General features: G+C 68.1%; 28 protein-coding genes. 10 read left to right on the top strand and 18 right to left on the bottom strand.

Annotation, left to right across the window (positions count from 1 at the left end; translation table 11 throughout):
* Positions 1-167 precede the first annotated feature (167 nt).
* Entirely contained in the window at positions 168-1,283 is a 1,116-nt protein-coding gene (locus HNP02_RS43465) for a DUF2993 domain-containing protein (RefSeq protein ID WP_375373764.1), read from the top strand.
* Positions 1,284-1,287: 4 nt separating this feature from the next.
* On the opposite strand, the gene HNP02_RS40215 is transcribed toward HNP02_RS43465, so the two are convergent.
* The 8 genes from HNP02_RS40215 to HNP02_RS40250 all read right to left on the bottom strand — a co-directional run bounded on the left by HNP02_RS40215 (position 1,288) and on the right by HNP02_RS40250 (position 9,960).
* Positions 1,288-2,214 carry an ACP S-malonyltransferase gene (locus HNP02_RS40215; RefSeq protein WP_184446305.1) on the bottom strand — a complete coding sequence of 309 codons (927 nt, stop codon included), beginning with the start codon at positions 2,212-2,214 and terminating at the stop codon, positions 1,288-1,290.
* Complete coding sequence (locus HNP02_RS40220; protein WP_184446307.1) at positions 2,211-2,831, bottom strand: malonate decarboxylase holo-ACP synthase; 621 nt, start codon at positions 2,829-2,831, stop codon at positions 2,211-2,213. Before HNP02_RS40220 ends, HNP02_RS40215 begins: the two co-directional genes overlap by 4 nt.
* Positions 2,828-4,555: a biotin-independent malonate decarboxylase subunit beta gene (mdcD, locus tag HNP02_RS40225; RefSeq protein ID WP_309241868.1), complete on the bottom strand. Its 1,728-nt coding sequence runs from the start codon at positions 4,553-4,555 to the stop codon at positions 2,828-2,830. The genes HNP02_RS40220 and mdcD overlap by 4 nt, the downstream gene beginning before the upstream one ends.
* Entirely contained in the window at positions 4,552-4,866 is a 315-nt protein-coding gene (gene mdcC, locus HNP02_RS40230) for a malonate decarboxylase acyl carrier protein (protein WP_184446308.1), read from the bottom strand. The genes mdcD and mdcC overlap by 4 nt, the downstream gene beginning before the upstream one ends.
* Positions 4,854-5,702 (bottom strand): triphosphoribosyl-dephospho-CoA synthase, encoded by an 849-nt coding sequence (locus HNP02_RS40235; RefSeq protein ID WP_184446310.1) that lies wholly within the window; start codon positions 5,700-5,702, stop codon positions 4,854-4,856. Before HNP02_RS40235 ends, mdcC begins: the two co-directional genes overlap by 13 nt.
* Positions 5,703-5,704: 2 nt before the next feature.
* The gene (gene mdcA, locus HNP02_RS40240) at positions 5,705-7,369 is read right to left on the bottom strand and encodes a malonate decarboxylase subunit alpha (protein ID WP_184446312.1); all 1,665 of its coding nucleotides are present in this window, start codon (positions 7,367-7,369) and stop codon (positions 5,705-5,707) included.
* Positions 7,370-7,373: 4 nt separating this feature from the next.
* Positions 7,374-8,246 carry an alpha/beta fold hydrolase gene (locus HNP02_RS40245; RefSeq protein ID WP_184446314.1) on the bottom strand — a complete coding sequence of 291 codons (873 nt, stop codon included), beginning with the start codon at positions 8,244-8,246 and terminating at the stop codon, positions 7,374-7,376.
* Between the two features lie 130 nt (positions 8,247-8,376).
* Complete coding sequence (locus HNP02_RS40250) at positions 8,377-9,960, bottom strand: PTS transporter subunit EIIC (protein WP_184446316.1); 1,584 nt, start codon at positions 9,958-9,960, stop codon at positions 8,377-8,379.
* Positions 9,961-10,104: 144 nt separating this feature from the next.
* On the opposite strand from HNP02_RS40250, the gene HNP02_RS40255 reads away from it, so the two are divergent.
* Genes HNP02_RS40255 through HNP02_RS40270 form a run of 4 tightly spaced genes read left to right on the top strand, consistent with a single transcriptional unit; the run spans position 10,105 to position 12,941 of the window.
* Positions 10,105-10,575 (top strand): PTS glucose transporter subunit IIA, encoded by a 471-nt coding sequence (locus HNP02_RS40255; RefSeq protein ID WP_184446318.1) that lies wholly within the window; start codon positions 10,105-10,107, stop codon positions 10,573-10,575.
* Positions 10,576-11,361, top strand: a complete 786-nt coding sequence (nagB, locus tag HNP02_RS40260) for a glucosamine-6-phosphate deaminase (RefSeq protein ID WP_184446320.1) — start codon at positions 10,576-10,578, stop codon at positions 11,359-11,361.
* Positions 11,362-11,369: 8 nt separating this feature from the next.
* Entirely contained in the window at positions 11,370-12,533 is a 1,164-nt protein-coding gene (gene nagA, locus HNP02_RS40265; RefSeq protein ID WP_184446322.1) for an N-acetylglucosamine-6-phosphate deacetylase, read from the top strand.
* 9 nt (positions 12,534-12,542) lie between these two features.
* Positions 12,543-12,941 (top strand): DUF4267 domain-containing protein, encoded by a 399-nt coding sequence (locus HNP02_RS40270; protein WP_184446324.1) that lies wholly within the window; start codon positions 12,543-12,545, stop codon positions 12,939-12,941.
* Here the strand turns inward: HNP02_RS40270 and HNP02_RS43475 are convergent.
* Genes HNP02_RS43475 through HNP02_RS40290 form a run of 5 tightly spaced genes read right to left on the bottom strand, consistent with a single transcriptional unit; the run spans position 12,938 to position 17,953 of the window.
* Positions 12,938-13,066 carry a hypothetical protein gene (locus tag HNP02_RS43475; RefSeq protein ID WP_255507495.1) on the bottom strand — a complete coding sequence of 43 codons (129 nt, stop codon included), beginning with the start codon at positions 13,064-13,066 and terminating at the stop codon, positions 12,938-12,940. The genes HNP02_RS40270 and HNP02_RS43475 overlap by 4 nt on opposite strands.
* A gap of 35 nt (positions 13,067-13,101) precedes the next feature.
* On the bottom strand, positions 13,102-15,540 hold the full coding sequence (gene ptsP, locus HNP02_RS40275) for a phosphoenolpyruvate--protein phosphotransferase (RefSeq protein ID WP_255507496.1): 2,439 nt from the start codon (positions 15,538-15,540) through the stop codon (positions 13,102-13,104).
* Entirely contained in the window at positions 15,537-16,166 is a 630-nt protein-coding gene (dhaL, locus tag HNP02_RS40280) for a dihydroxyacetone kinase subunit DhaL (RefSeq protein WP_184446381.1), read from the bottom strand. Before dhaL ends, ptsP begins: the two co-directional genes overlap by 4 nt.
* Positions 16,167-16,181: 15 nt before the next feature.
* Positions 16,182-17,180 carry a dihydroxyacetone kinase subunit DhaK gene (gene dhaK / locus HNP02_RS40285; protein WP_184446326.1) on the bottom strand — a complete coding sequence of 333 codons (999 nt, stop codon included), beginning with the start codon at positions 17,178-17,180 and terminating at the stop codon, positions 16,182-16,184.
* An 11-nt stretch (positions 17,181-17,191) separates the two neighbouring features.
* On the bottom strand, positions 17,192-17,953 hold the full coding sequence (locus HNP02_RS40290) for an MIP/aquaporin family protein (RefSeq protein WP_184446328.1): 762 nt from the start codon (positions 17,951-17,953) through the stop codon (positions 17,192-17,194).
* 134 nt (positions 17,954-18,087) lie between these two features.
* Here HNP02_RS40290 and HNP02_RS40295 point away from each other — a divergent pair, with 134 nt between their 5' ends.
* Both HNP02_RS40295 and HNP02_RS40300 read left to right on the top strand, forming a co-directional pair.
* Positions 18,088-18,834, top strand: coding sequence for an IclR family transcriptional regulator (locus tag HNP02_RS40295; RefSeq protein WP_184446330.1), 747 nt, complete (start codon positions 18,088-18,090; stop codon positions 18,832-18,834).
* Between the two features lie 47 nt (positions 18,835-18,881).
* Complete coding sequence (locus HNP02_RS40300) at positions 18,882-19,550, top strand: hypothetical protein (RefSeq protein ID WP_184446332.1); 669 nt, start codon at positions 18,882-18,884, stop codon at positions 19,548-19,550.
* On the opposite strand, the gene HNP02_RS40305 is transcribed toward HNP02_RS40300, so the two are convergent.
* On the bottom strand, positions 19,547-19,738 hold the full coding sequence (locus HNP02_RS40305; RefSeq protein ID WP_184446334.1) for a hypothetical protein: 192 nt from the start codon (positions 19,736-19,738) through the stop codon (positions 19,547-19,549). The genes HNP02_RS40300 and HNP02_RS40305 overlap by 4 nt on opposite strands.
* Before the next feature lie 55 nt (positions 19,739-19,793).
* Between HNP02_RS40305 and HNP02_RS40310 the strand changes: the two genes are divergently transcribed.
* Entirely contained in the window at positions 19,794-20,222 is a 429-nt protein-coding gene (locus HNP02_RS40310; protein WP_375373765.1) for a hypothetical protein, read from the top strand.
* Between the two features lie 8 nt (positions 20,223-20,230).
* Here the strand turns inward: HNP02_RS40310 and HNP02_RS40315 are convergent, their stop codons facing one another.
* The 4 genes from HNP02_RS40315 to crcB (HNP02_RS40330) all read right to left on the bottom strand — a co-directional run bounded on the left by HNP02_RS40315 (position 20,231) and on the right by crcB (HNP02_RS40330) (position 22,928).
* Positions 20,231-20,575 carry a hypothetical protein gene (locus HNP02_RS40315; protein ID WP_184446336.1) on the bottom strand — a complete coding sequence of 115 codons (345 nt, stop codon included), beginning with the start codon at positions 20,573-20,575 and terminating at the stop codon, positions 20,231-20,233.
* A 534-nt stretch (positions 20,576-21,109) separates the two neighbouring features.
* Positions 21,110-22,171, bottom strand: coding sequence for a DUF190 domain-containing protein (locus HNP02_RS40320; RefSeq protein WP_184446338.1), 1,062 nt, complete (start codon positions 22,169-22,171; stop codon positions 21,110-21,112).
* The gene (crcB, locus tag HNP02_RS40325) at positions 22,168-22,533 is read right to left on the bottom strand and encodes a fluoride efflux transporter CrcB (RefSeq protein WP_184446340.1); all 366 of its coding nucleotides are present in this window, start codon (positions 22,531-22,533) and stop codon (positions 22,168-22,170) included. The genes HNP02_RS40320 and crcB (HNP02_RS40325) overlap by 4 nt, the downstream gene beginning before the upstream one ends.
* Entirely contained in the window at positions 22,530-22,928 is a 399-nt protein-coding gene (gene crcB, locus HNP02_RS40330; RefSeq protein ID WP_184446342.1) for a fluoride efflux transporter CrcB, read from the bottom strand. The genes crcB (HNP02_RS40325) and crcB (HNP02_RS40330) overlap by 4 nt, the downstream gene beginning before the upstream one ends.
* A 71-nt stretch (positions 22,929-22,999) precedes the next feature.
* Between crcB (HNP02_RS40330) and pgm the strand changes: the two genes are divergently transcribed.
* Positions 23,000-24,634, top strand: a complete 1,635-nt coding sequence (pgm, locus tag HNP02_RS40335) for a phosphoglucomutase (alpha-D-glucose-1,6-bisphosphate-dependent) (protein ID WP_184446344.1) — start codon at positions 23,000-23,002, stop codon at positions 24,632-24,634.
* A complete protein-coding gene (locus HNP02_RS40340) occupies positions 24,631-25,896 on the top strand; it encodes an MFS transporter (RefSeq protein ID WP_184446346.1) in 1,266 nt (421 codons plus the stop codon). The genes pgm and HNP02_RS40340 overlap by 4 nt, the downstream gene beginning before the upstream one ends.
* Positions 25,897-25,947: the final 51 nt, after the last annotated feature.

Raw genomic sequence — 25,947 nt, forward strand, 5'->3', positions numbered from 1 at the left:
GACCGGTCAAAGGACTCAGCACGTCGGCGACTGTAGCGATGCTGCCTGGCAAAGACCGCGAAACTATCCCTGAGCTCGATGTTCGCATGGGCCGCCGTCGGTACTGCTCATGTGCCCGAATCTCGCATTGACCCGCCAAGTCACGCGGATGAGGCAGAATTGCGCAGGTGACGACGCCGCCGCCGCAACGCCCCGGGCAGCCTGGTTGGCGCGGCAGGGGAACCCCGCCGCCCCCTCCACCTCCGCCGCCCGATCCTGCGACGCGGCGGATTCCGCTCCCCAATCGGCCCGACGCGCCCACCGAGGCGCTCCGCTCGCGGCAACGGCCTCCGGATGCGGTACCCACCGAGCAGTTCCGGCCGCGTCCGTCCGCCGGCGCCCCGCCCCCCGCCGGCCGACCGCCGCAGCGTCCGGGACCGCCGCCGCCTCCGCGTCCGGCACCGCCTCCACCGCCCCGAGCGGCACCGCCTCCACCGCCCCGAGCGGCTCCACCTCCGCCACCGCGACCGACTCCGCCGCCTGCTCTCACCGAGCCGCCCGAAGGTGACAAGCAGCGCGGCTCACGCTTCCTCAACCGGCAGACGATCGCCCTGATCGCGGTCATCGTCGTGGCCTTGCTGGCTGGTGGACTTGCCGGCGCCGAGCTCTATGCGCGGCACCGGGCGGACAGCATTCTGGCGGAGGTCACCGAGTGCGTCGTGCAGGACGGCGCCACCATCTCGTTCGGTGTGAACCCGCCCTTCCTGTGGCAGCACATCACTGGCCACTACACCAACATCTCGGTCTCCACCGCAGGGGACCGAGTGCAAGAGGCCAACGGCATGACCGCCGACGTGACGCTCGAAGACGTGCGGCTGCAGGAGACGGCGGACTCCAAAGGCACCATCGGATCGCTCAACGCGACGCTCACCTGGAAATCCGCAGGCATCAAGGACACCGTGGCTGCCAACCTTCCAGGGGTGGGCAGCTTGATCACCGGTGTGCGGACGGATCCCGCTGCTGGAACGATCGTCCTCGAGGCAGGCGACAACAGCGTCACCGCCAAGCCCGTCGTCACCGACGGTGACCTCGATCTGCAGGTCCTCGACGTCAGCGGCCCGCTGCCCAAGGATGCGGTGCAGACCGCACTCAACACGCTGACGAAGAAGCTGAACGACAACTATCCGCTCGGCATCCACGCCGACAGCGTCACGGTGACCGATGCCGGTGTCGTCGGGAAGTTCTCCAGCCAGAACGCGTCGATCCCGAAGGCGGACGCGAACCCCTGCTTCGCGCGGCTCTAATGGGTTAGCGAGCGCGGGCCACCACGGCGTCAATCCCGTTGTGCTGCATCGACAGTGCCAGCACCGTCGGCGCATTCGCGGCGTTGAGCCGAGAGAGGACGTGGCCGGGCTGGGTTTCGACGGCGACCGTGACGCCGAGTTCGGGCATGAGACGGGTGGCGTCGTACCACTGAACGGTATGCGCCACGGCCTCGGCCAGATCGTCGAGGATCGCATCGGCGCTGCCCACTGAACGTCCGCGCACATTGGTGAGGTACGAGGCAGTGGCGGGACGTCGCGGCAGTCCGGCCAGGTGCGCCTTCATCTGTTCGGCCGTGTCGGCCTGCAGCGGACAGTGCGACGCAACCGCGACGTCGATGAGGGTGTAGTCGCGGGCCCCCGCAGCCTTGGCGGCAACGGCCGCTTCGCGCAATGCCGATGCCGACCCACTGACGACGGTCTGGCTGGAGCCGTTGACGTTGGCCACCCACAATGGTTCGTCGTCGGTGTGCACTCGCGCGACCAGCTGCACCGCGGCCCGGATCGGCAGCCCCGTGACGGCGGCCATTCCCCAATCACCTTCCCCGCAGGCTTCTTTCATGAGGTCTGCGCGTAGCTGCACGGCGGTGATCGCTTCGCCGAGTGTCAGCACGCCTGCGATGACGGCCGCGGCGAACGCGCCGACGGAATGCCCGGCGACGAACTGGGCCGCAAGGCCGTGGTCCTTGGTGAGTGCACGCGCGCACGCCACGCCGGCGATCAGGAGCGCCAGTTGGGCGTTCGTCGTGTCATGCAGCGCGGCGGCACCGTCGACGGAGGTGGTGATACCGAGATGCTCGAGCCAGGAACGGGATTCGTCGACGACCTCGGTCACCGCGGGAGTCTTCGGCAGCATGCTCAACATGTTCGGTTGCTGGGCGCCCTGGCCGGGGAAGAGCAGTGCCAGGCTCATCGCACCGCGACGGCACGTTCGACCAGACGCGGTCCTGACGGTGTCCTGACCAGGACCTCGCTGCTCTCCGAGACGAGCTCGGCAAGGGCTATCGCGCCAACGGGAGTGTCGACCTGGCAGTCGACACGGACGCCTAGGTGCGCGAGGCGTTCGAACAGGGTGGTCAGCCGGGCAACGGCGACGGCGTCGAGCTGGTCCACCCGGACCACCAGGTCGAGGTCGCTATCCGAAGTCGCCGTGGGGATTCCGGTGGCCAGCTCGAACCCGACGCTGCCCGTCGGCCCCCACGGGAACCGTGCTTCGCCCAATATTTCCCGTGCCTTGGGCAGTGCCAAGATCGCGGGTACGTCCCGGCCGGCGAGGGCACCGACGTCGGCGAGATCCTCCGGGGGCAGTGTCGTTTGGACGTCATCCGAGTTGACCAGCCAGGCGTAGCGGTGAGACCGATCGGCGCCGCGGATGCCGGCGGCGACGAATCCGGCGGGCGCGGTGGCGCGTCGCACCACCACCCACGGAGCGGTCCGCAGCACACCCCGTGTCCACGGCGGCGCGTGGGAGGGCAACGCCCCCGCCGCCGCAGCGGACAGCCGCAACAGGTCGTGTGGCCGGGGCGTCACTCTGGGTTCCACTGTCTCGCAAGCAGTTCACGAACGGCACGGGACGCGTGCCGCACGGTGACGGCAGCCTCGGAGTCCAGCCGGTTGGAGAGGTCGAGAGGACCGCGACGAGCACGGTCGGTGGCGTCGGCGATCGCCGTGGTCGCCTTCTCGACGTCGGATGGCGTTGGGGCATCGGCATTCTCGACCGAGAGCAAGCCGTCGCAGAAACCGAGTTTCGCCCAGTCTTCGACGCGGTAGCTCATCGGCAGGATCGTCTTGGCGAGCTCGTTGAGCTCGTCGACCGTGCGCAGCGTGATGCGTGCCGCGGCGGCCTCGTGCATGGCGTGGATCTCCACGTGCGGGTCGTCGAGGACAAGGATTTGGTTGGCTTGCAGTCCGTGCGTGAGGAATCCGCCCGACAGTGCGGTGCCGACCACGAAGGCGACGATCGGGTGTCCCGCGTTGCGGGCGCGATGATACGCATCGACGGTGGTGGCCATGGCCTGGTGCAGACCACCCATCTCCTCGTTGCGCCCGTACGCCTGGCTGGGCAGGTCGACGACTGCGACGATCGGCCGCTTGACGGCCTTGCCGTCGTCGGCGTCGATCACGTCGTGGACGGCCTGGGCCAACGCCAGGGACTCGGTCAATCCGACCTCGCCTTGCCGTGCGCGGTAGAACCGGTTGGCCGGGTCCGGGACGACGGCGATGTAGGTGGCGGTCGGCGTGGTGGCCGCGAGCACTGAGGGGATGATCGGGTCGATGGTGGCGTCACCGACGAGGGCGCGCAGCCAGGACCGGCCGCGGGTCTGCGGGTAGTCGACCGCCGTGGCCTCGGTGGTCGCGGGCGCGGGAACCGGCGTGTAGTGCGGACCCCACAGTCGGCGAAGGTCATCCGGGCTAGGGGAATCGGACGGGTCCAGCGTCGCGAGACGTGAGGCCAGCACGTCGAGTCGTTGGCTGCGGTGCTGCCCGGCGTCGGTAGCCCGGGCGTTGACTGCGTCGATGAGGGCCACTCGCAATAGATCCGCATCATCGGGGACGAGATCGTCGGCAAGGCCGGTGGCGCACCGCTGCTCACCGCCGTCGATCGCCCAGATGAGTGCGTGGTCGCTGGAGTCGAATTCCGCGACCCCGCCTTCCTGTTCGATGACGGCAGGCCCGTTCAGGCCCAGGCGGGCCTGCGGCGTTACGATCAACCGGGTGCACAGACCCGCCGCGATGCTCATCCCGCCGAACGATCCGACGGTGCCGGCCACGATCCCGATCACCGGGGCCAGGGGGCGCAGATCCAAGACGGCCGAACAGATCTCGGCAACGGCGTTGAGGCCGAGGTTCGCCTCCTGCAGTCGCACTCCACCGGTCTCGAAGAGGATCACGGCAGCGACGGGTGTGCGTGAAGCTCGAGTTTCCTTGGCCGCGAGCAGCAGCGCCTGGGAAATCTTGGCGCCGGACACCTCGCCGGTCCCTCCGCCCTGGAAACCCTGCTCGATAGCGGCGATCACGACGGGGTGACCGTCTGCGGTGCCGCGGGCGATGGTGGTGCCGTCATCGGCCTGCGGGGTGATGCCTTGCGGTGCCAGCCAAGGGGATTCGAGCCGGTCGAACGGACCTGCGAGCACCCGCACGGAGCCGGGATCGAGGAGCGCGGTGGCGCGGCCCAGTGCGTCGAGTTCGATGAAGCTGCGGCGCGTCAGCAGCTGTTGCCAGCTCTGCCCAGGGAGCAGGACGGTGTTGGTCACGATGTTGCCTCACTTGCTGCCTCGGCCGCTTGGCGCAGTCGCAGGGTGACGACTCCGGGGGTGGCGCCGAAGTCGTTGAGCTCCCAGGTGCCTGCCAACGGCATGCGGGTGAAGAACCTCTCGAGGACGTCGTGCCATACGGTGTCGAATCCGTTGACACTGGTGCGCACCCTGACGACGACGTTGTCCGATGGATCGCCGTCGGCGGCCGGTTGGGCGAGGATCTCCAGGTCGCCGGAGGCGACACATCCGATGTGGACTGCGCGGGGCACCGCTCGTGTTGCGGGGAACGTGTAGTTCAGAGTCTGCATGATCGCTTCTCCAGGGCGTCGAGAAACAGCGTGGCCGACAACAGATCTCCACTGCCGCCGGGTGACAGCCGCCGCATCAGGCACAGGTCGTCGAGCGCGGTGAAGTGCCTGCGGCCCTGCGCTGTGCCGATCCCGCCCGCGGTCAGCACGGCTCGTGCGCCGGCCTGCACCGCGCGCAGCCCATCGGGTCCGCCGCGGTGCAGGACGCAGGTGTCGTCGAGCCGAGTCATCAAGGCCAGCAACGCTTCCAGGCGTGCGGTGGACTCGTCGGCGCCGGAGCGGCGTGCGGCGCGCAGTGCTGGCAGCGCGTGCAACCGGACGTGCGGGAACCCGGACTGCGCCTCGCCTGCCGCACCACGAGCGCCGTGGCGTTGACGGGCGAGCGCGCCGTGTGACGTCGTCGGGATGGCGTCACGGTCGGGGATCAACGCCAACCTCGCTGCGACGTCGACCGCGACGGCGAGGCCGCCTCCGGTCGCTGCCCCTGCGCTCAGCAGGCCCAGTGCCCACAGTGCGCCCCGGTGCGTGTTCACTCCACCGGTGGCGTCGAGCATGTGCGCTTCGCCTGCCCGACCGATCCGACCGATGAGGGCGCGCAGGTCGGGACCGATGGGCAATCGTCGTGCTGCTGAAGCACATTCGACGAAGGCGTCCCGCAGTGCCTCGGCCGATGCACGCAGCATGTCGAGGTCCATGTCGGTGTGCGCGCCGGATCCGCGCCGATCGACGAGGCCCGGCTTCGGGGTGAGCTCGGCTTCGGACCGGATGGCGGCGACGGCGACTTCGGCGATGTCGGCATCGGAGAGAACCGCCAAAAGGGGTGCGGTGGCAGTCATGGTCACCAGTCCCTGAACTGCGCGGGCGGATCGTAGAGGCCGCCGGACCAGGCGACCAGGTCGTCGATGCTGCGCGCCGCCAGCAGCGACCGGTTGGCGAGTCGGGTCTCGACCTTCAGGTCCTCGGGGAACGCGACCAGTCCATCTTTTCGCAGCTGCTCGACCTGTCGTGCGTCGGCATTGCGGCCGATCGGCGTGACGCCGGCGATCGCGGCAAGGGCAGCTCGCCGATCGTGCAGTGAAGGTGCCCTGTACAGGTAGGCGACGCCCTCTTCGGTGACGACGTGGGAGACGTCGTCGCCGTAGATCATCACCGGAGCCAGCGGCATTCCGGCCTGCTTGCCGACCTGGACCGCGTCGAGGGTCTCCACGAAGGTGGGTACGCCGCCGGCCCTGAAGGTTTGGGCCATCTGCACTACCAGCTTTCGGCCGCGCCTGCTGGCCCCCTCACCGTTGGCGAGATCCAGCCATGCCGCCGACGAGTGTCGTCGCCCGTGTGGGTCGTGGCCCATGTTCGGGGCGCCGCCGAAACCGGAAAGCCGTCCGTCGGTGACCGTTGACGAGTTGGCGTCCGCGTCGATCTGCAGCGACGACCCGATGAACATGTCGATGGCGTACTGGCCGGCCAGCTGGGCCAGCACCCGGTTGGAGCGCAGCGCGCCGTCGGCCCCGGTGAAGAACACGTCGGGACGGGCGGCGGCGTAGCGGTTCATGCCGGATTCGCCGCCGAAGCTGTGGATCGATTCGACCCAGCCGGATTCGATGGCGGGGATCAGCGTGGGGTGCGGGTTGAGCACCCAGTGCCTGGCGATCCGGCCCTTGAGCCCGAGTTGCGCGCCGTAGGTCGGCAGCAGCAGTTCGATTGCCGCGGTGTCGAATCCGACGCCGTGGTTGAGCGACACCACTTGGTGGCGCTCGTAGACGCCGCGGATGGCGATCATGGCCTTGAGGATCTCGACGTCGCCGATGTGGCGGGGGTCGCGGGTGAACAGCGGCTCCAGGTAGAACGGCTGGTCGGCCTGAACCACGAAGTCCACCCAGCTGCCGGGGATGTCCACCCGCGGCAATGCTTCTGCGTCGTCGACGATCTCGTCGGCCTGCACGATCACCACACCGTCATGGAAGGCGCCGGCTTCGGCGATCGTCGGGGTGTCTTCGGTGTTCGCGCCGGTGTAGAGGTTGCCGTTGCGGTCGGCCTTCTCCGCGCACAGCAGCACGACGTGAGGGGAGAGGTCGACGAACATGCGGGCGTACAGCTCGACGTAGGTGTGGATGGCGCCGATGTGTACGGTGCCGTCCTCGACCATCTGCGCGATCCGCACGCTTTGTGGCCCGGCGTAGGCCAGATCCAGCTTGGTCGCGATGCCGCGCTCGAACAGGTCGAGGTGTTCGGACCGCGACACCGACGAGATCAGCATGTGCAATCCGTTGAGGCGCTTCGGATCGCAGTCGGCAAGCGTGCGGGACAGGAAGTCGGCCTGCTTCTGGTTGTCACCCTCCAGCGCGACGCGGTCACCGGGGCGGATGACGTTCTGCAGCAGGTCCTTCAACCGGCTGGGGTCGACGACCTTGTCGCTGCTGTAGGCGGCACCGGCTTGCAGGCGTTCGGCTTTCGCGATGCGGCGCGTGTCCCATCTCTGCGCGGTGGCGGCCGGTGTCGTCGTCATCGTCTCAGTGCACTGACTCGATGGCCTGATCGATGACGGCCGTCACCGCATCGGGATGCGAGATCAGCGTCAGGTGCGAGCCGCCGTCGAACACGGTCACCTTCGACTTGGCGCGTTCCGCCATCGCCTTTTCCGATGTGGGCGTGATGATCTGGTCTCCGCTGCTGATGAAGTACCACGACGGGATCGTCTTCCACGCGGCGTACTTGGATGGGGTGTCGAAGGCCGCCGTCGACGCCGCCCGTTGCGTCGCCCAGAGCCGGGTGGCCTGGTCGGTGGGCAGGTCGTTGCCGAAGTGCAGCAGGAAGATGTCCTTCTTCAGATAGAGGTCGACGGCTCCCTGGGGTGCCCCGGGGTATGGAACCGAGTCGAACAGTTCATTCTTGGGCTGCTTCTGCAGTGCCGAGTCGGCGCCGCTCAGCGAACCGTTGCTCTCGCCGACGTCGGGGGCGGCGGCATCAACGTAGACGAGCGCCTTGACGTTCGGGTTGCCCTCAGCCGCATTCGTGATCACCGATCCGCCGTACGAGTGGCCGACCAGGACGACGGGCCCGTCGATGGTCTTCAGGAAGGCCGAGACGGCTTCGGCATCGGTGGTGAGGTCCTCCAGCGGGTTGGCGATCGCGCGAACGTCGTAACCCTGCTTCTGCAGTGCATCGACTTCACCGTCCCAGCTGGACGCGTCGGCCCACGCGCCGTGAACGAGCACGACGGTGGGCTTCACGCCATTCGGCGGTGGCGCCTGCGGTGCGCTGACCGAAGGGCTGGAGCTCGGCTCGCTGCTCGAGGTCTTCGGCGAGCAGGACGCGATGAGCGCTGTCGCGACCACCGCGGCACCGATCAACGTCAGGAGCGTGCGGACGAGGGGCCGAGACATCGGCTCCTGTCGATTAGTGTGGCGCTTTGAGCGAGCTGTGCGGGTCATGGGAGTTACCTTGTTCGATGCGAACCGCGGAAGCATCGACGCTACCGGGCAGGTGCACTACCGGGTAGCTGCAAGGTGGTCCTTAAAGGATGTCGATGATGTCGTTCTTCAGGGCCTCCGCGCTGGTGCCGAAGACCGCTTGAACGCTGTTGCCGACCTCGATGACACCGGCGGCTCCGAGACTCTTCAGGCGAGCCTGATCGACCTTGGTCTTGTCGGCGACTTCCATGCGCAGGCGCGTGATGCAGGCGTCGACGTTCACCAGGTTCTCCCTGCCGCCGAATGCGGCGATGAGCTGCTCGGCCTTGCTATCGACGGCGGCGGGTGCGGTTGCCGTCTGGGTCGCGATGCCGGATCCGCCCGCAACAGTGGACGTGACGGCGTCGGCGCCGGCGGTGAGGTTCGCTTCCTCCTCGGCCTCGAATTCGGCCTCTGGCTCCCGTCCAGGGGTTCTCAAGTTCCACTTCGTGATCGCGAACCGGAACAACAGGTAGTAGACGACGAAGAAGACAACGCCCATGCCGATCAGTAGCGGGACGTTCTTGGCGGCTGGGGCAGTGCCGTAGAGAATGAGGTCAGCCAGCCCCGCTGAGAACGAGAAACCGAGGTGGATGTCGAGCAGGTGTGCGATGGCCAGCGAGAGCCCGGTCAGCACCGCGTGGACGAAGTACAGCGGGAACGCCACGAACATGAAGGCGAATTCGAGCGGCTCCGTGATGCCGGTCAGGAACGCGGTCAGTGCCGCCGCCAACAGGATGCCGACCGCAACCTTCCTTTGTTTCTTGTTCGCCACGTGGATCATGGCAAGCGCGGCGGCGGGCAACCCGAACATCAGGATCGGGTAGAAGCCGGCCGTGAAGGCGCCTCCCGTCGGATCGCCGGCAGTGAATCGCGGGATGTCGCCGTGGATGACCTTCCCGTCTGCGCCGGGATAGCTACCGTAGAGGAACCAGACGTACGAGTTCACGATGTGGTGCAGTCCGAGCGGGAGCAGCATGCGGTTGACGAAGCCGTAGACGAACGCGCCGATTGCTCCCGAGCCGGCGATGAACGCGCCGAGGTGATTCAGTCCGGCGTTGAAGATCGGATAGAAATAGCTCATGGCGAACGCGAGGAACAGGCACGCCAGTGACACGACAATTGGAACGAAGCGCCTGCCGCCGAAGAAGCCGAGGTACGAGGGCAATTGGATGGTGTGATATCGGTCGAAGAGAAGCGCAGCGACCAGACCCACCACGATCCCAGCGAACACGCCGTAGTTGATCTGGGCTTGGTCGCCCGCCTTGTCGACCAAACCAGCAAGCACGACCGGCGACATGGTCTTGAAGACCTGCTGCACCACCAGATAGCCGACGACGGCGGCAAGTGCGGTCGAGCCGTCGGCCTTCTTGGCGAATCCGATCGCGACACCGACGGCGAACAGCAGCGCCAGATTGTCGAACAGCGCGCCGCCCGCCGCGCTCATGGCCTGGAAGAACGGCCCGATGACCGGGGTCTTGATGCTGCCAAGCACGTCGGGTTGGCCAAGTCGGAGCAGGATTCCCGCCGCTGGCAGCACCGCAATGGGCAGCATGAGACTCTTGCCCAGCCGCTGCAATTGTGCGAAGCCGGGAATGCGCAAGCCCGACTTAGCCTGCGCTCCTTGCAGTTTCGTGGTATCGGTCATTTCTGGTGCCTCTCCGCTTCCGCAAGACGTCGCCCGCCGTCGAAGCTGTGCGGAAGCTTAGACGAGAACGTGCGAACGTGAGACCGTGTTGCGGGCACGCTCGTATTGTTGGTGCGCACAGGCCCGACGAAGGAGTCACCCACAGTGAGTACGACGCAAGTCCTCGCCCCCGTCGCAGGGCGGGCGGTTCTGCTTCAGGACGTCCCCGACCCCGTGTTCTCCCAGGGCATGGTGGGCCATGGTGCCGCCATCGACCCGCCGCGCGGGGTGATCGAGGCGGTCGCCCCGGTCAGCGGCAAGCTCCTGCGGTTGATGCCGCATGCCTACGTCGTCATGACCCCGGACAACGTCGGCGTTCTTGTTCACCTTGGCCTGGACACCGTCGCCTTGAAGGGCGAGGGTTTCACGGCGCACGTCAGCCAGGGCGACGACGTCACGGCGGGTCAGCTGATCATCACCTACGACGTGCCTGCGATCGCGGCCAAGGGCCTCAATCCCATTGTCCCCGTTGTGATCATGGACGAACGAGAAGCAGGCAACGTGGTGCCGTCCGATGCCGTCACCGCGGGTGCGGACATCGCTTCCGGTGCAGGCCTTTTCATAGCCAACAAGTAAATGGAAGTCGTCATCCTCGCGGGTTCCGAGGAGATCGGCGCAGTCGCCGCCGATGCGATTGGCGCCCTGCTCGGACGCACACCGGCCGCGGTGCTCGGCCTCGCGACCGGGTCGTCACCGCTGGCGATCTACGACGAGCTGGCGGCGCGCTGCGATGCCGGGCTGATCTCCTTCGCCAACGCCCGCGGCTTCACCCTCGACGAGTACGTCGGCCTGCCCGCAGACCATCCCGAGCGGTACCGCACCGTCATCGACAACGTCTTCGTGTCCAGGGTCGACTTCGCGCCAGGCGCAGTCCAGAGTCCCGACGGCCTGGCCACCGACATCCCGGCCGCATGTGCGGCCTACGAGAACGCGATTCGCGAAGCGGGCGGCGTCGATCTCCAGATTCTCGGGATCGGCACCGACGGGCACGTCGCGTTCAACGAGCCCGGGTCATCGCTGGCGTCGCGGACCCGGATCAAGACGCTGACCAGGCAGACGCGGATCGACAACGCCCGATTCTTCGGTGGCGACGTCGAATCGGTGCCGACGCACTGCCTCACCCAGGGACTGGCAACCATCATGGAGGCCCGGCACGTGGTTCTGGTGGCGACCGGTCGCAGCAAGGCCGAAGCCGTGCATCAGCTGGTCGAAGGCCCGGTCAGCGCGCTGTGGCCGGCGACCATCCTGCAACATCACCCGCACGTGACGGTATTGCTCGACGACGCGGCGGCCCGCCGGCTTCAACTGGTCGACTACTACCGCGAGACGTACCGCAGCAAGCCGGACTGGCAGAGCATCTGAGCGCCACGATGCTGATCACCGCCGACACTCTGATCACCGGTCGAGAACTGTTGCGACCCGGGTGGATTGAGATTTCCGAGGACACCGTGCAGGCGATCGGCGCTGGCACCGCACCCCGGCCGGCCGACCGCGATCTTGGCGCGGTGACGGTGGTGCCTGGCTTCGTCGACACCCATCTGCATGGCGGAGGCGGGGCGAACTTCTCTACCGCGTCGACCGCCGAGACCTCGACCGCCGTGGCACTGCACCGCAGGCATGGCACCACCGCGATGATCGCGTCCCTGGTTACGGCAGGCTCCGCCGAATTGCTGCGCCAGGTCGGCGAATTGGCCAACGACGTTCGTGCAGGCCTGATCGACGGGATCCACCTCGAGGGACCGTGGCTGTCCACCAAGCGGTCCGGTGCCCACCAGCCGTCGCTGATGCGCGACCCGGACCCCGCCGAGATCGACCGCGTCCTCGACGCGGGTGAGGGGACCATCCGCATGGTCACGCTCGCGCCGGAACGCGACGGTGCCCTTGCAGCGATCCGGCAGTTCGTCGATGCGGGTGTGGTGGTCGCCGTTGGGCACACCGAGGCCAGCTATGAGCAGACCCTGGCCGCGATCGACGCCGGCGCAACGGTGGGCACACACCTGTTCAACGCGATGCGCCCGATCGATCGCCGCGAGCCAGGTCCGGTCATCGCGCTCCTCGAGCAATCCAGGGTGACCGTCGAACTCATCACCGACGGCGTGCACGTCGACCCCGCCATCTACCGACACGTCACCCGCAGCGCGGGGCCCGACCGGGTGTCGCTGGTGACCGATGCGATGGCGGCGACCGGAATGGCCGACGGGGTCTATCACCTCGGGCCGTTGGGGGTGGACGTCGTCGGCGGGGTGGCGCGCGTATCGGGAACCGACACCATCGCTGGCAGCACCGCGACGATGGACCGGGTGTTCGGATTCGCCGTCGCCCACGCTGGACTGCCCCGCGACGAGGCCCTGCTGCAAGCCGCGCGTCAGGCGTCGCTCAATCCCGCACGGGCATTGGGTCTGCCGTCCTGGGGGCTCGTCGAAGGCGCGAGCGCGGACTTGGTGGTGTTGGACGCAGAGCTCGCCGTCACCGGTGTGCTGCGACACGGGGCGTGGGTGCTCGAACCGACCTCCGATCGCTCCTACTCGCCTTAGGCTGCGGCCATGTCGATCGACCGTGCCGCGCTCGCGGCGGGCAGCATTCGTCTTGCCTCGGGTATCTCGTTCCTCGTCGACCCCATCCGGGCGGACCGGCTCTGGGGCACCAAGGAGGAAGCGGTGGGGCAGACGAAGCTGTTGCTGCACTCGATGGGTTACCGCGACTCCTTGATCGGCGGATTGCTGATCGCGGCGGCGCTGCGTGGCCGGGACACCCGCGGGTGGTTCCTCGCATCCGGCGGGGCCGACGCTGCCGACCTGCTTGGCGGGCTGCGCGTGCACCACGAGTTGACGCGCTCCCAGCAGGTCATCGGCCTTGGCGGCGCGATCGTCGGCGTCGCCGTCGGGCTCTGGGGCGGCACCCGACGACGTTCACGGGACGTCGACGAGATCCCTTCCCGCTAAACGACCGCCTCGAGATGGGCGAGGGCGTCGGCGTCCACTCTGGCCACCTTCATCAGCCCGGTGTTGGACCCGCCCCACACCAGGGTGTTGCCCGCTTGCCGATGGCCTCGGCGTAGGCGGATCAATCATCGACCACCGTCATGATGCCCGTTGAGCGGCGTCAGCCCAGTCGTTCTCGCACCGCGGCGGGGCCGTCCAGCGACAGCATCTCCTCGGCAAGCTGTCGCGCCTCACCGGTGTCCACCGCGCGGGCGGCCTCCTTGGTCGCCGGTATCGCTGGCGGTGTCACCGACAGCGAGTCGACGCCCATCCCAAGAAGCAGTGCGACGGCACGCTCGTCCGCCGCGAACTCCCCGCACACCGACACCGACGCGCGTCCCGCGGCGCCCTGGCACGTGGCCTTGATCAACGCCAACAGTCCGGGATCGAACGTGTCGCCGACGGTGGCGACGGCGTCGTTGTTGCGGTCGGCCGCCAGCGCGTACTGCGTGAGGTCGTTGGTGCCGATGGAGAAGAAGTCGACGTGCCGTGAGAACGCCGCCGCCTTGAGTGCTGCCGCGGGCACCTCGACCATCATGCCGACCTGTAGGCCGGCGGGACGGTCCCGCCCACTGTGCGCGATCGCCTCGTCCAAGAGCCTGCGCCCAGCGAACAGTTCGTCGAGCGTGCTGACCATTGGGAACATCACGCTGACTGGCGTCTGCTCGGCCAGCCGCACCATCGCGAGCAGTTGGTCGGCCAGCAGGTCCGGATGAGCCAGCGACAACCGGATGCCACGCACCCCGAGGAACGGGTTCAGCTCCGCCGCCGTCGGCAGGAACTCCAGCGGCTTGTCGCCGCCAACGTCGAGCGTGCGCAACGTGATTCGGCGCCCGTCCAGCGATTCGGCGATCTTGCGGTAGACGGCGAACTGCTCCTCGACGTCGGGGGCGTCCTGACGGCCGAGGAACAGGAACTCGGTGCGCACCAGGCCTGCGAAGTCGGCACCCTGGGCCGCCGCAGCCCGCGCGTCGTCGACAGAGCCGACGTTGGCTCCGACCCCGACGGTCACACCGTCACGGGTGACCGCACGCTCGGCGGCGCGTGCCATCGCGTCGGACTGCCGCTGCGCCAGCGCCGCGACCCTGGCCGCGAAGTCCTGCCGCACGTTCTCGTGAGGGTCGACGACGTACTCGCCGCGGGCACCGTCCACCGCGAGGACGGTGCCGTCGGGAATCGTCAGCACCGTGGGTCCTGCGCCGACGATCACCGGAATTCCCTTGGCGCGCAGCAGGATCACGTTGTGTGCATGGGGACTGCCGAACGCCAGCAGCACGGCGGCCACCTGCTTGGGGTCAAGCTCCGCGGCTTCGGCAGGGGTCAGGTCGGTCGCGATCAGCACCCCCGCAAGGGCCGACGTCGTCGTCGCAGTGCCGAGCATTACGCGCAGCACTTGCTCCCCGACTGCGCGGACGTCCTCGGCCCTGGCCCGCAGATATGGGTCGGGTACGTCGGCGAATTCGGCGGCCAGATCCGCGACCGCCGCCGACCACGCCGCAGGCGCGGACATGCCGCCGTCGATGCGCTCCCGCACCGCGGTGAGCAAGGCGTCGTCGTCGAGCAGCAGTTGGTGGGCGTCGAAGATCGCCGCTTCCGCCTCGCCGACTTCGCGCGCGGTCCTGGTGCGCAGCTGACTGATCGTGCGGCGCACCGTGGCGATGGCCTTGCTCAGCCGACGCCATTCGACCGACGGTTCCTCGGCGGCTACGTCGGGTACCTCGATCGCGGCCAGTCTCGCCGAGCGGGCCGGGCCGATTCCCAGGCCAGGCCCTGCGCCGATCGGGGCATGCGCCACCGCCGGCTCGGCGATCGGGGTTGCGGCGGTGAGTGATTCGTCGAAGTGGCGGCCGGCCAGCGCCAGCACGTGGTCGAGGGTTTCGGCGGCTTGGCTGCCCGAGACCCGCACCTCGACCTCGTTGCCGCACCGGACACCCAATGTGGCCAGCTTGGACAGGCTGCCTGCGTCCACCCACCCGGAGTCGGTGCTGCGGTTGCGGATTCGCGCGCGGGCATCGCGGCGGCGCACCTCCTGCACCAACCGCGCGGCAGGCCGTGCGTGCAGGCCGTGCGGGTTGGCGACGACGAATGCCCCCGACACCTCGTCGGCTGCGTTGGGTTCGTCGGTCGCTGCGCTGACCGGCGCGGGCCCGAGGTGGCCGATCTTTCCCGCCAGCGCGCCACTGGCTTCGGCGGCGACCTCGTCGACCGAGGCTCCGCCTGCCGCGGCGACCGCCGCCACGATGAGTCCTTCCACCAGGGGAGCGGGGCACAGCCGGACGCGCTCGCGGACGTCGTCGTCGAGCAGTTCGCAGGCGAGTTCGGCCGACAGCACCGCGCTGCCGAGGTCCATCAGCACCACCACGCCGTCGCCGTGGTCGGCGGCGGTGATCGCGTCGACGATCGCCGCAGCGTCGGTGCCGAAGGTGGTTTCGTCAAGGCCGGCGGCAACGTTGATGCGAATCTGCTTGCCGTGCAGCATTTCCTGGGCGAGTGCGACTGCCGCCCGAGCCAGCGCGCGGCTGTGCGACACGACGACGAGGCCGACGGACATCGTGCTCATCGGCCCGCGAAGGCGGTCGCCGCGGCAGCCACCAGCATCGCCGACGACGTGGCGCCCGGATCCTGGTGACCGACGCTGCGCTGCCCGAGGTAGCTGGCCCTGCCCTTGCGCGCGACCATGGATTCGGTGGCGTCGCGGCCCTTTTGGGCGGCCGTGGCGGCGTCCGACAGGGCTGCCGACAGGTCGGTACCCGAGGCCAGTGCGGCGTCGAGCGCCTCGAGTGCCGGTGCCAGCGCGTCGTACATGGTCTTGTCGCCGGACTCGGCGCGGCCGCGCTGCACGACACCTTCGACGCCGGCGCGCAGGGCCGCGGCGAAGTCGGTGGCGGAAACGCCGTCCGTCGCACCCAATGGCGCTGCCATGCGCAGGAAGAACGTGCCGTAGAGCGGTCCGCTCGCTCCGCCGACCGACTTCACCAACGTCATGCCGACCTGCTTGCACAGCGCGGACATGTCGGTGGGCACCGTCTCGTCGAGTGAACCGAGCACCGCCGTCATGCCACGCTCCATGTTGATGCCGTGGTCGGCGTCACCGATAGCCGCGTCCAGGTCGCTGAGCAACTGCGCGTTTTCGCCTATCACCCTTGCGAATTCACGGATCCACGCGGTCAGCGTGTCCAGGCCCACCGTGCTGTCGGTCATTCAGCATCCTCTCCGCAGCGCCGCGGTGTTGACGGGGTGATCCCACAGTCGGAGCATGTCATCGTCGGCGCGCAACAACGTGACCGAGCAGCCGGCCATGTCGAGGCTGGTGATGTAGGGCCCGACCAGCGAGCGGGCGATGCGGACGCCCGCCTTGTCCAGCAGCGCGGCGTACTCCGCGTACATGAGGTACAGCTCGATCAACGGCGTGGCGCCCATGCCGTTGACGAACAGGATCACACCGTCGTCGCCGGAGAAGTCGAGGTCGGCAAGGACGGGCTCGATCATCAGCTCGGCGACGGCGCTGGCCGACTGCATGGGCAGGCGCTGCCGGCCAGGTTCACCGTGAATGCCCACGCCCACTTCGATTTCGGTGTCGGACAACTCGAACGTGGGGTGGCCGACCGCGGGCACCGTGCACGACGTCAGCGCGACGCCCATGCTGCGCGACGCCGCGTTCGCCCGACGGGCGACCTCGGCCACGTCCGCGAGGGAGCGCCCCTGATCAGCCGCCGCGCCTGCGATCTTCTCGACGAGCACGGTGGCACCGACACCACGCCTGCCCGCGGTGAAGGTGCTGTCCTGCACCGCGACGTCATCGTCGATGAGGACGGACTCGACCGTGATGCCCTCAGCGTCGGCCAGTTCGGCGGCCATCTCGAAGTTCATCACGTCGCCGGTGTAGTTCTTCACGATGTGCAGCACGCCTGCGCCACCGTCGACGTTCTTGGTCGCTTCGAGCATCTGGTCGGGCACCGGGGAGGTGAAGACCTCACCGGCGCAGGCGGCGTCGAGCATGCCCCGTCCGACGAACCCGCCGTGCAGCGGCTCGTGGCCGGACCCGCCGCCGGAGATCAGCCCGACCTTGCCGGTGACCGGTGCGTCGCCGCGGTAGATGATGCGGTTGGTGTGATCGACCCGAAGCTCGGGGTGCGCGATCGCCATCCCGCGTAGCGCTTCGTCGATGACGTCGGCCGGATCGTTGATGAGTTTCTTCACGGTGTGACTCCTCAGGCTGCGGTGGTCTGGACGGCGGGGGCGGGCACGGACTGCGGGGCCGCGTCGGCGCTGGTGCGGGAGATCGCGACGTAGGCAACGGCGGCGAGCACACCCGCGAGCAGCTCGGCGCCCAGGTAGACCGGCAGCTGATGCCAGGAGACGGAGCCGCCTGCGAGCTGTTGGACGAGCATCGGGCCGAACGTGCGGGCCGGGTTGATCGAGGCGCCGGTGGTGGGTGCCACCGGGATGATCGCGGCGAACACGACCAGGCCGATGGCGACGCCAGCGAAGCCGGCGGTCGCCTTGCGGTGTATCACGCCGAAGACGGTGAACACGAGAATGAACGTACCCACGAATTCGGCGAAGAAGGCCTGTACCGGACTGACGGTTGCCGAATAGGTGGCGACCCCGAGGCCGGCGTCGCGGGCGGCGGTGCCGAGCACGCCGATGATGGCCCCAGCTCCGATGACCGCACCGACGAGCTGCGCGGCGACGTAGGCAGGCACCCGTGACCACGGGAACTTGCCGGTGACGGCCAGTCCGAGGGTGACGGCGGGGTTGATGTGGCAGCCGGAGATGTGTCCGAGCGCGTACACGGCCGCCACGACGACGGTGGCGAAGGCGAAGGAGATCATGCCGAGGTCGGCCATCGTGAAGGGCGCATCGCCGTTGACGATGATCGTCGCGGGGACCGACCCCACGCCGATGAACACCAGGAACGCCGTACCCAGCACTTCGGCGGCGAGTTTTTGGATGATCGACGGCTCGTCCATGCGTGCTCTCCTTTGAGTAGCGATCGACTATCTCGGATGGCATTCGGCATTATCGAATGTGATCTGGACCATACGCTTATGCTTCGAGGGCCACAAGACCGGATTCGCGCGATTTCTAGGAGAGGCGGGGCCAGATGATCCAGGCCGTCGACCGTGCGCTGCGGATTCTCACCGTGCTGCAGGGCGGACGTCGGATGAGCCTCGGCGAGATCGCCACCGCCATCGACCTCGCTCCGTCGACCGTGCACGGGCTGGTCCGCACGCTGCTGGCGCACGGCATGGTGGGCCAGGAGCTGGATTCGGGTCGCTACCGGCTCGGTCCGGCCACCTTGCGGCTGGGCAACGTGTACCTCGACACCCTCGAGCTGCGGTCGCGGGTGGCGATCTGGACCGAGGGCCTGGCGCGCCGGACCGGCTGCGCGGTGCGCACCGGGGTGTTGCTATTCGACGAGGTCGTGGTCGTCGCCCACGAACCGCGTCCGGACGGCACCCGCCAGATGCCCGAGGTCGGGATCGTCATCCCCGCGCACGCCAGCGCGCTCGGCAAGGCGCTGCTCGCCTTCGGCCCGGATCGCGAGGCCACCGAGTTGCGCAGCATGACCGGCGAGACGGTCACCGATCCCGCCGTGCTGGCCGGTCAACTCGAGCAGGCCCGCACGACCGGGATCGCCACCGAAGTCGAGGAGGCCGTGCTGGGGGAATGCGCCGTGGCGGCAACGGTTTTCGATTCCTCCGACGAGGCCACCGGGGCGATCGGGCTGGTCGTGCCTTCCGCACGCTGGCCGTTGGCGCCCGATGCGATCGACGCGTTGCGCGACACCGCCCGCGCCGTGTCACGGGAGCTGGGCGCGCCGGTCTGGCCGCCGCGCCGCTATCACTGACGGTCGGTCGGACGCGGGTATTGGTCCCGCGGTGGCATCCTGGCCATGTGGGATTGATATTCCGCCTCGCGGAGCTGCTGATCGTCCTCGTGCCACTGGTCGGGGCCATCATCGCCGGATTCAGGGCGTTTCAGCGGTACGCGCAGTCGCCCGACCGCACGCCAACGCCGTACGACGACGTGGCTGGCGCGCCAGCGGATCGCACCACCACGACCCCCGCCGCGCAATGGCGGGCCATCACCCGCACCCTCGACGAGCACGCCCGCATCGACGGGCGCTGGCTGGACTACGAGCTCGACGTCACCAAGCTGCTCGACTTCCCGCTCATGACCGACATGCGTGATCCGCTGATGACGACCTTCCACAAGGCGAAGCTGCGCGCCGAGGTCCTGCGGCCGGGCAAGGCCGAGGACCTCGTGGACGACAGGGCGTCGTTCGAGCGCTACCTGAGCGCCGTCGAGGACTACGCGAGCGCCTTCAACACCGCTGAGGCGGAGGCGATCCGGCGTCGTCGCAACGACTTCTCGCGGGAGGGGCGGCAGCGGATCGCGCGTGCGCACAGCCTGCTGCGGGTGGCGTCCGACCTGAGCGCGACACCGCAGGAACGTGGGCAGGCCTACGACGTGGCGGTGCGCGAGCTCGACGGTCTCATCGTGTTGCCTGCCACGACGCGCGCCGGGCTCGAACGCGGGATCGCCGGGGAGATCGACGGTTAGTCAGGTCGCTGGCGGCCGTCGATGTAGGCCAGCAGGCGGGGATCGTCGGAGCTGAACCGGTCGACCTCCTCGCCGCCGTCGCATCGCAGCAGCGCGATCGTCACACCCTGGGCCGTCCGCGAGATCACCTGCCACGTGGCACCGGCGTCCTCCCACCGGACGAGCTCGGCGACGCGATCGCGATCCACACGTCCCAGGATTCCACGCGCCCAATCTCAAGACCTGCTGTCGTAGGCTGCCGCCGTGGACGCAAGCTGGCGGTTGGCGGTCGCGGCGGTGTTCATCTGGCTCGGCATGGTGCTGGCCATCTCCTTCATCGAGGCGCCGCTCAAGTTCCGCGCACCTGGGATGGACCTCAAGCTCGGGCTGAGCATCGGCCGGCTGGTCTTCCGCGCGCTCAACGTCTGCGAATCGCTTCTGGCCGTCGTCATTGCGGTGGCGCTCTTCACCCACCAGAGCACGGTCGGCCTCGACGTCGCGCTGACGGTTGCGGTCGCGGCCCTGCTCATTCAGATCGTTCTAGTGCGGCCCTTTCTGGCGCGACGAACGTCGTCCGTGCTCGCGGGGGAGGGCGAGGGTGGTCGGTCTAGTGGCCACTACGCCTACGTGGCGCTCGAGGTCGTCAAGGTGATTGCGTTGATCGCCGCGGGCGTCCAGCTCACCACCGCATGAGGCGTTCGCTAGGGCTGCCGCGGTGATGGCCGACCGGCGTTGCGAAGTCCCGTCAATGCTTCGAACGCGTCGTCATATGCAACCGTTCGCGGGTAACCGCCATGGGTTTGGATCTCAGCGAGGTAGTCGAACCGGATGACTTCCTCGGCGCGCCGGTCGATCGGATTGTCGAGGTATCCCCACACTGGGAAGCCGAGATAGTCGGTGCGTCGCCACAGGTTTCGCCATCGGGTGTTGGTGGCTTTCGCTGCCGACAGCACTCCACGCATCGAATCCTGGTGAGCGTTCGGGAGCTCGGACACCGGCTTGCCGTGTGCCTCGATCTCCCTTGCCCACGGGTCGGGCGTCGTCAAACTGGACGACCTACATTCCTGAGTTCCAAGAACATTGGGGCCCAACAATTCCGGGAAGATCCGACTGAAGTAGGCGCGCAGCTGGCTGCCGTAGGACAGCAACGACCAATGCGCTCTTCGAAGACTCTGCGATGCGCGGCGTGAGAATCACGCCCACGGCCAGAACCGAGCCCAGGCTGTGTGCGGACAGCACGATGTCCGTCGGATGATCGCCGTGGTCCCTCAGCCAGACGCGGCAGCGTTCGGAAAGCTCGGGTACCACCCGCCCGGCGTAACACGGCGGCGCCAGCGGATGCCCTGCGCGTGGAAGGAAACACATCAGATCCCACGCCAGCCCAAGTGGGCGAGACCCGCCGATGAGTGTGCCGCCGACAGCGAGCCCAATGACCAGAAGTCCGCCGCCCGCGAGTACCCACATTCCCACGTTCAACGGTGCTTGCGCGTACCAGGGTGCTGTCATGCCCGGTGCGACGTTGAACGCGGAAAAGCCGATGGCTGCGATCATTCCGGAGCTTACGTCGTTTGTGCCGGAGCTCACGGATCGAAACGTCCGAGAGCGGTGCCGCCGTGTCGTTCGCCGCCGTCGATCGACACCAGCGCGGGCACCCGTTCGGCGGTGACGACACCGTGGCGGCTGGTCAGCTCGTCGATCACGTCGAAGGCCGCGGCGATGCGATCAGGGCTGCCGACGACGATCGTCGTCACTGGCACCTGCCGTCCGAGCTGAATCAGCTTGTCTCCCTGTGGCGGGTGGTCGCCGTGAAAGCCCCAGACCCCTCGCAGCACCGTGACCCCGCGACTTTCGGGCGTGCCTCGAAGCCGACGAACGATCGCACGATGGATCGGTTCGCCGTCGTCCAGAGTGGCCTCCGAGGTGTAGACCATCAGCTTCTGCCAGAGTGCCCGACCGTCGCCGTCGGTGGCCGGCAACGCCGCGGGTCGGGTCAGCAGATCCCCATCCCGCTTGCACAGCTGGGCGCGCTCGACGGTCACCAGTGGATCGCGCAGCACGAGCTTGAGCGGTGGCAACACCTCGGCTACCCGTGCGCCGGCGCCGACGGCGACGATCATCACGGGGACGGTGGCGTTGCGACTGAAGAAGTGCGCGCGGTGTCGTTGTCCGCGGGTCGTACCGTCGACGCCGAGAAACACTGCGGCACTGGCAAATCCGTGGTGATACAACAGGTCGCACACCGCGCGGTGGGCGGGGCGCCCGGATACTCGCTCTTGGCGTCCGACGTAGACGGTGAGCTTGGCGGTATCCGGTATCACCGGTGTCGACGGTGCGGCGAGACGAGCACGTTCAAGGGTGACGAGCCCGCGCTTCATCAGCCCGACGGCGCGCTCGGCCAACCCAGCCATCTTCTCGGCGGTGTCGACTGCGGCGATGGCGACGGGGAGGTCCTCGGACATGCTCAGCGACTGGTCGCTACGCAGCGCGTGTCGCGGGCCGAATCCGGCCATGCCGCGCAGGACCACGCTGGTCGCCACCGAGTTCTCGGCGTAGAGGTCGAGCAACTCGTCGGAGACGAAGCGTTTCCCGTGGCGCTGTCGTTCAGCGAAGTAGCTGGTGAGCTTGAGGATGTCGTCGCTCATAGCGCGCTCCCGATCCACAGTCCGAGCCACGCCGCCGTCAGCCCGAGGATGACACTGACCACGACGTTCGCGAGAGCCCCGAACAACTGCCGCTCTTCAGCCAGCCGCTGCGTCTCCAGCATCCACGTGGAGAAGGTCGTGTACGAGCCGACGAACGCCGTGCCCGCCAGCAGTGCGACGTGAGGGCTGAACGCCAACCCGCCGAACAGCCCCAGCAGCAGCGCGCCGCTCAAGTTCACCGCCAGCGTGCCGAACGGGAACCGACCGCCGACGCGCGCCGACACCGCACGATCGACTAGGAAGCGCAGCACCGCGCCGAACCCGCCGATGACGAGGACACCCGCCCAGACCGCCGCCGTCATCGCCGGATCCGAACTCGGCGCACCAGCACGGTGGCGAGGTAAACGGCGAGCAGGCCCGCGGCGATGCTGGCCGCCGTGTAGCCGATCGCCAAACCGTAGTGCTGGTGTTCGAGCATGCGGACGGTCTCGACCTGCATGGTGGAGAACGTCGTCAACCCGCCGCACAGCCCGGTGCCCAGCAGCGGGCGCCGGTAACTCGACACCGGCAACCTCTCCAGCAGGCGGGTGGTGAAGTAGCCCAGCAGGAAGGCGCCCACGATGTTGACCACGAATGTCGGCCACGGCCAACGGCCCGGATCGCCGTCGGCAAGCAGTTCCAACCCGGCGCGGGCGAGGGTCCCCACAGCGCCGCCGATGAACACGGCGGCCAACTCACGATTGTCGTGGCCGAACACAAGACGAAAGTATGGTGGCTAGTCTCCGAGTGCCCAACGCCGGGATTGCATCAGGAGCAGAATCTCTTAACATGGCGGCCAATCCCCGCGCCGGACAGTTGGCGCAACCAGACGACCTCATCGACGTGGCCCACGTGGTCACCGCCTACTACACGGTGGTGCCCGACCCCGACGACGTCAATCAGCAGGTGGTCTTCGGAACGTCGGGGCATCGGGGTTCCAGCCTCGACGCCGCGTTCAACGAGGCCCACATCCTGGCCACCACACAGGCGATCGTCGAGTACCGAGCCTCGCAGGGGACCACCGGCCCGCTGTTCATCGGCCGCGACACCCATGCGTTGTCCGAGCCGGCGTGGGCCTCTGCGCTGGAGGTGCTTGCCGCCAACGACGTGGTGGCGATGATCGACGCCGCCGACCGGTACACCCCGACCCCGGCGGTCAGCCACGCCATCCTCTCGTTCAACCGCGGCCGTGACACCGACCTGTCCGACGGCATCGTCGTCACGCCGTCGCACAACCCGCCAAGGGACGGCGGTTTCAAGTACAACCCGCCCAACGGCGGCCCCGCCGACACGGACGCGACGGGGGTGATCGCCAAGCGCGCCAACGAGATCCTGTGCGGCGGCCTGGCCGACGTGAAGCGGATCCCGCTGGCGCGCGCGCTGCAGACCGCCGAACGGCACGACTACCTCAATGCCTACATCGAGGATCTGCAGAACGTGGTGGACGTGCATGCGATCAGCGCCGAGGGCATCCGGATCGGCGCCGATCCGCTTGGCGGCGCGAGCGTGGACTACTGGGGCGCGATCGGCGAGCGGTACAAGCTGGACCTGACCGTGGTCAATCCGCTGGTCGACGCGACGTGGCGGTTCATGACGCTGGATACCGACGGCAAGATCCGGATGGACTGCAGCTCGCCGAACGTGATGGCGTCGCTGACCGCCAAGATCGGGAACTTCCAGATCGCCACCGGCAACGACGCCGACTCCGACCGGCACGGGATCGTCACCCCCGACGGCGGCCTGCTCAACCCCAACCACTATCTGGCGGTCGCGATCGACTACCTCTACACCCACCGGCCGTCGTGGCCGGGGTCCACGGCAGTGGGCAAGACGGCGGTGAGCAGCTCGATCATCGACCGGGTGGTGGCCGGGCTGGGTCGCAAGCTGATCGAGGTGCCCGTCGGGTTCAAGTGGTTCGTCGACGGGTTGATCAGCGGCACAATCGGTTTCGGCGGGGAGGAGAGCGCAGGGGCGTCCTTCCTGCGTACTGACGGTTCGGTGTGGACCACCGACAAGGACGGCATCATCCTGGCCCTGCTGGCGTCGGAGATCCTTGCGGTGACGGGGTCGACGCCGTCGCAGCGGTACGAGGCACTGGCCGAGAAGTACGGCGCGCCAACGTATGCGCGCGTCGACGCACCCGCGAATCGGGAGCAGAAGGCGCGGCTGGCCAAGCTCTCGGCCGAGCAGGTGACCGCGACCGAGCTCGCGGGCGAGCCGATCACGGCGAAGCTGACGACGGCCCCCGGCAACGGCGCCCCACTTGGCGGACTCAAGGTGACGACTGAGAACGCGTGGTTCGCCGCGCGACCGTCCGGCACCGAGGACGTCTACAAGATCTACGCCGAGTCCTTCAAGGGACCCGACCACCTCGCGGAGGTGCAGGAAGCGGCCAAGGACGTGGTGAATACAGTCATAGGGTGAGTTCCGTCGCGGAGGGTGACTGTAAGACGCCCAACAAGCCGAAGCTTCCGAGCGAAGTCTGGGTTCTCGTCACCGCCAACGTGGTGATCGCGCTCGGGTACGGCGTCGTCGCCCCGGTACTGCCGCAGTATGCGCGCAACTTCGGCGTCAGCATCGCGGCCGCGACGTTCGTCATCACGGCGTTTGCCCTGATGCGGTTGTGCGCCGCCCCGGCCAGCGGCCTGCTGGTGCAGCGGCTGGGGGAGCGCCGCATCTACCTGACCGGCCTGGTGATCGTGGCCGTGTCGACGGGAGCATGCGCGTTCGCGCAGACCTACTGGCAGCTGTTGGTGTTCCGGTCACTCGGCGGCCTCGGCTCGGCGATGTTCACGGTGTCCTCGTTGGGATTGATGATTCGCATCTCGCCGTCGGATGCACGCGGACGCGTGGCGGGCCTGTTCTCGAGTGCGTTCCTCGTCGGCTCGGTGGGCGGGCCGGTGCTCGGCAGCCTGACCGTGGGACTCGGCTTGTCGGCACCGTTCGTCATCTACGGCGTCGCGCTGCTGATCGCGGTGGCCGTGGTGTTCTTCCGCCTGCGCCACTCGTCGTTGGCGGCGCCGGACGTGGAGACCGAGCCGGCGATCTCGGTGCGGACGGCGCTGCGCAACCGGGCCTACCGTGCGGCACTGTTCTCCAACTTCGCCACCGGCTGGACGGCGTTCGGGCTTCGCATCGCACTGGTGCCGCTGTACGTGGTCGAGGTGCTCGGGCGCGGTGCCGGAATGGCGGGGCTGGCGCTGGCGACGTTCGCGATCGGCAACGTCTCTGCGGTGATCCCGAGCGGCTATCTATCCGACCGAATCGGCAGGCGTAAGTTGATGATCTGCGGCTTGACGGTGTCGGCCGTGACGACCGCGTTGGTCGGGTTCACCGACTCGCTGCCGCTGTTCGTGGCGGCCGCGTACCTGACGGGCGCCGCGACCGGCATGTTCATCTCGCCGCAGCAGGCGGCGGTCGCCGACATCATCGGCAGCAAGTCGCGTGGCGGCACTGCGGTGGCGACGTTTCAGATGATGTCGGACTTCGGGGCGATCCTCGGCTCGCTGGCCGTCGGTCAGATCGCCGAGCACCTGACGTTCGGGAGTGCGTTCGTGATCAGCGGCGTGATCCTGCTGATCGCAGCCGTCGGCTGGATCTTCGCGCCGGAGACCAGGCCGCCGAACAGCACGGAGCACACACCGTCTCGTCCGCTCGGCCCCGAGGCCGGTGGCGAGGTGCCGTGACCTGCGGTTTTGAACCATAAGTGAGTGTGGTGTACCGTCGACCAGCACGAC

The sequence above is a fragment of the Mycobacterium sp. AZCC_0083 genome, assembly GCF_014202335.1.
GTDB lineage: Bacteria > Actinomycetota > Actinomycetes > Mycobacteriales > Mycobacteriaceae > Mycobacterium.

Bases quoted from the DNA above. Each gene is read 5' to 3' on its own strand.
- HNP02_RS40270 (WP_184446324.1), top strand. From the start codon at position 12,543: ATGTCGATCGACCGTGCCGCGCTCGCGGCGGGCAGCATTCGTCTTGCC.
- mdcA (WP_184446312.1), bottom strand. From the start codon at position 7,369: ATGACGACGACACCGGCCGCCACCGCGCAGAGATGGGACACGCGCCGC.
- pgm (WP_184446344.1), top strand. From the start codon at position 23,000: ATGGCGGCCAATCCCCGCGCCGGACAGTTGGCGCAACCAGACGACCTC.
- HNP02_RS40295 (WP_184446330.1), top strand. From the start codon at position 18,088: ATGATCCAGGCCGTCGACCGTGCGCTGCGGATTCTCACCGTGCTGCAG.
- HNP02_RS40320 (WP_184446338.1), bottom strand. From the start codon at position 22,171: ATGAGCGACGACATCCTCAAGCTCACCAGCTACTTCGCTGAACGACAG.
- HNP02_RS40235 (WP_184446310.1), bottom strand. From the start codon at position 5,702: ATGACTGCCACCGCACCCCTTTTGGCGGTTCTCTCCGATGCCGACATC.
- HNP02_RS40250 (WP_184446316.1), bottom strand. From the start codon at position 9,960: ATGACCGATACCACGAAACTGCAAGGAGCGCAGGCTAAGTCGGGCTTG.
- HNP02_RS40245 (WP_184446314.1), bottom strand. From the start codon at position 8,246: ATGTCTCGGCCCCTCGTCCGCACGCTCCTGACGTTGATCGGTGCCGCG.
- nagB (WP_184446320.1), top strand. From the start codon at position 10,576: ATGGAAGTCGTCATCCTCGCGGGTTCCGAGGAGATCGGCGCAGTCGCC.
- crcB (WP_184446340.1), bottom strand. From the start codon at position 22,533: ATGACGGCGGCGGTCTGGGCGGGTGTCCTCGTCATCGGCGGGTTCGGC.
- HNP02_RS40290 (WP_184446328.1), bottom strand. From the start codon at position 17,953: ATGGACGAGCCGTCGATCATCCAAAAACTCGCCGCCGAAGTGCTGGGT.
- ptsP (WP_255507496.1), bottom strand. From the start codon at position 15,540: ATGAGCACGATGTCCGTCGGCCTCGTCGTCGTGTCGCACAGCCGCGCG.
- mdcC (WP_184446308.1), bottom strand. From the start codon at position 4,866: ATGCAGACTCTGAACTACACGTTCCCCGCAACACGAGCGGTGCCCCGC.
- HNP02_RS40215 (WP_184446305.1), bottom strand. From the start codon at position 2,214: ATGAGCCTGGCACTGCTCTTCCCCGGCCAGGGCGCCCAGCAACCGAAC.
- nagA (WP_184446322.1), top strand. From the start codon at position 11,370: ATGCTGATCACCGCCGACACTCTGATCACCGGTCGAGAACTGTTGCGA.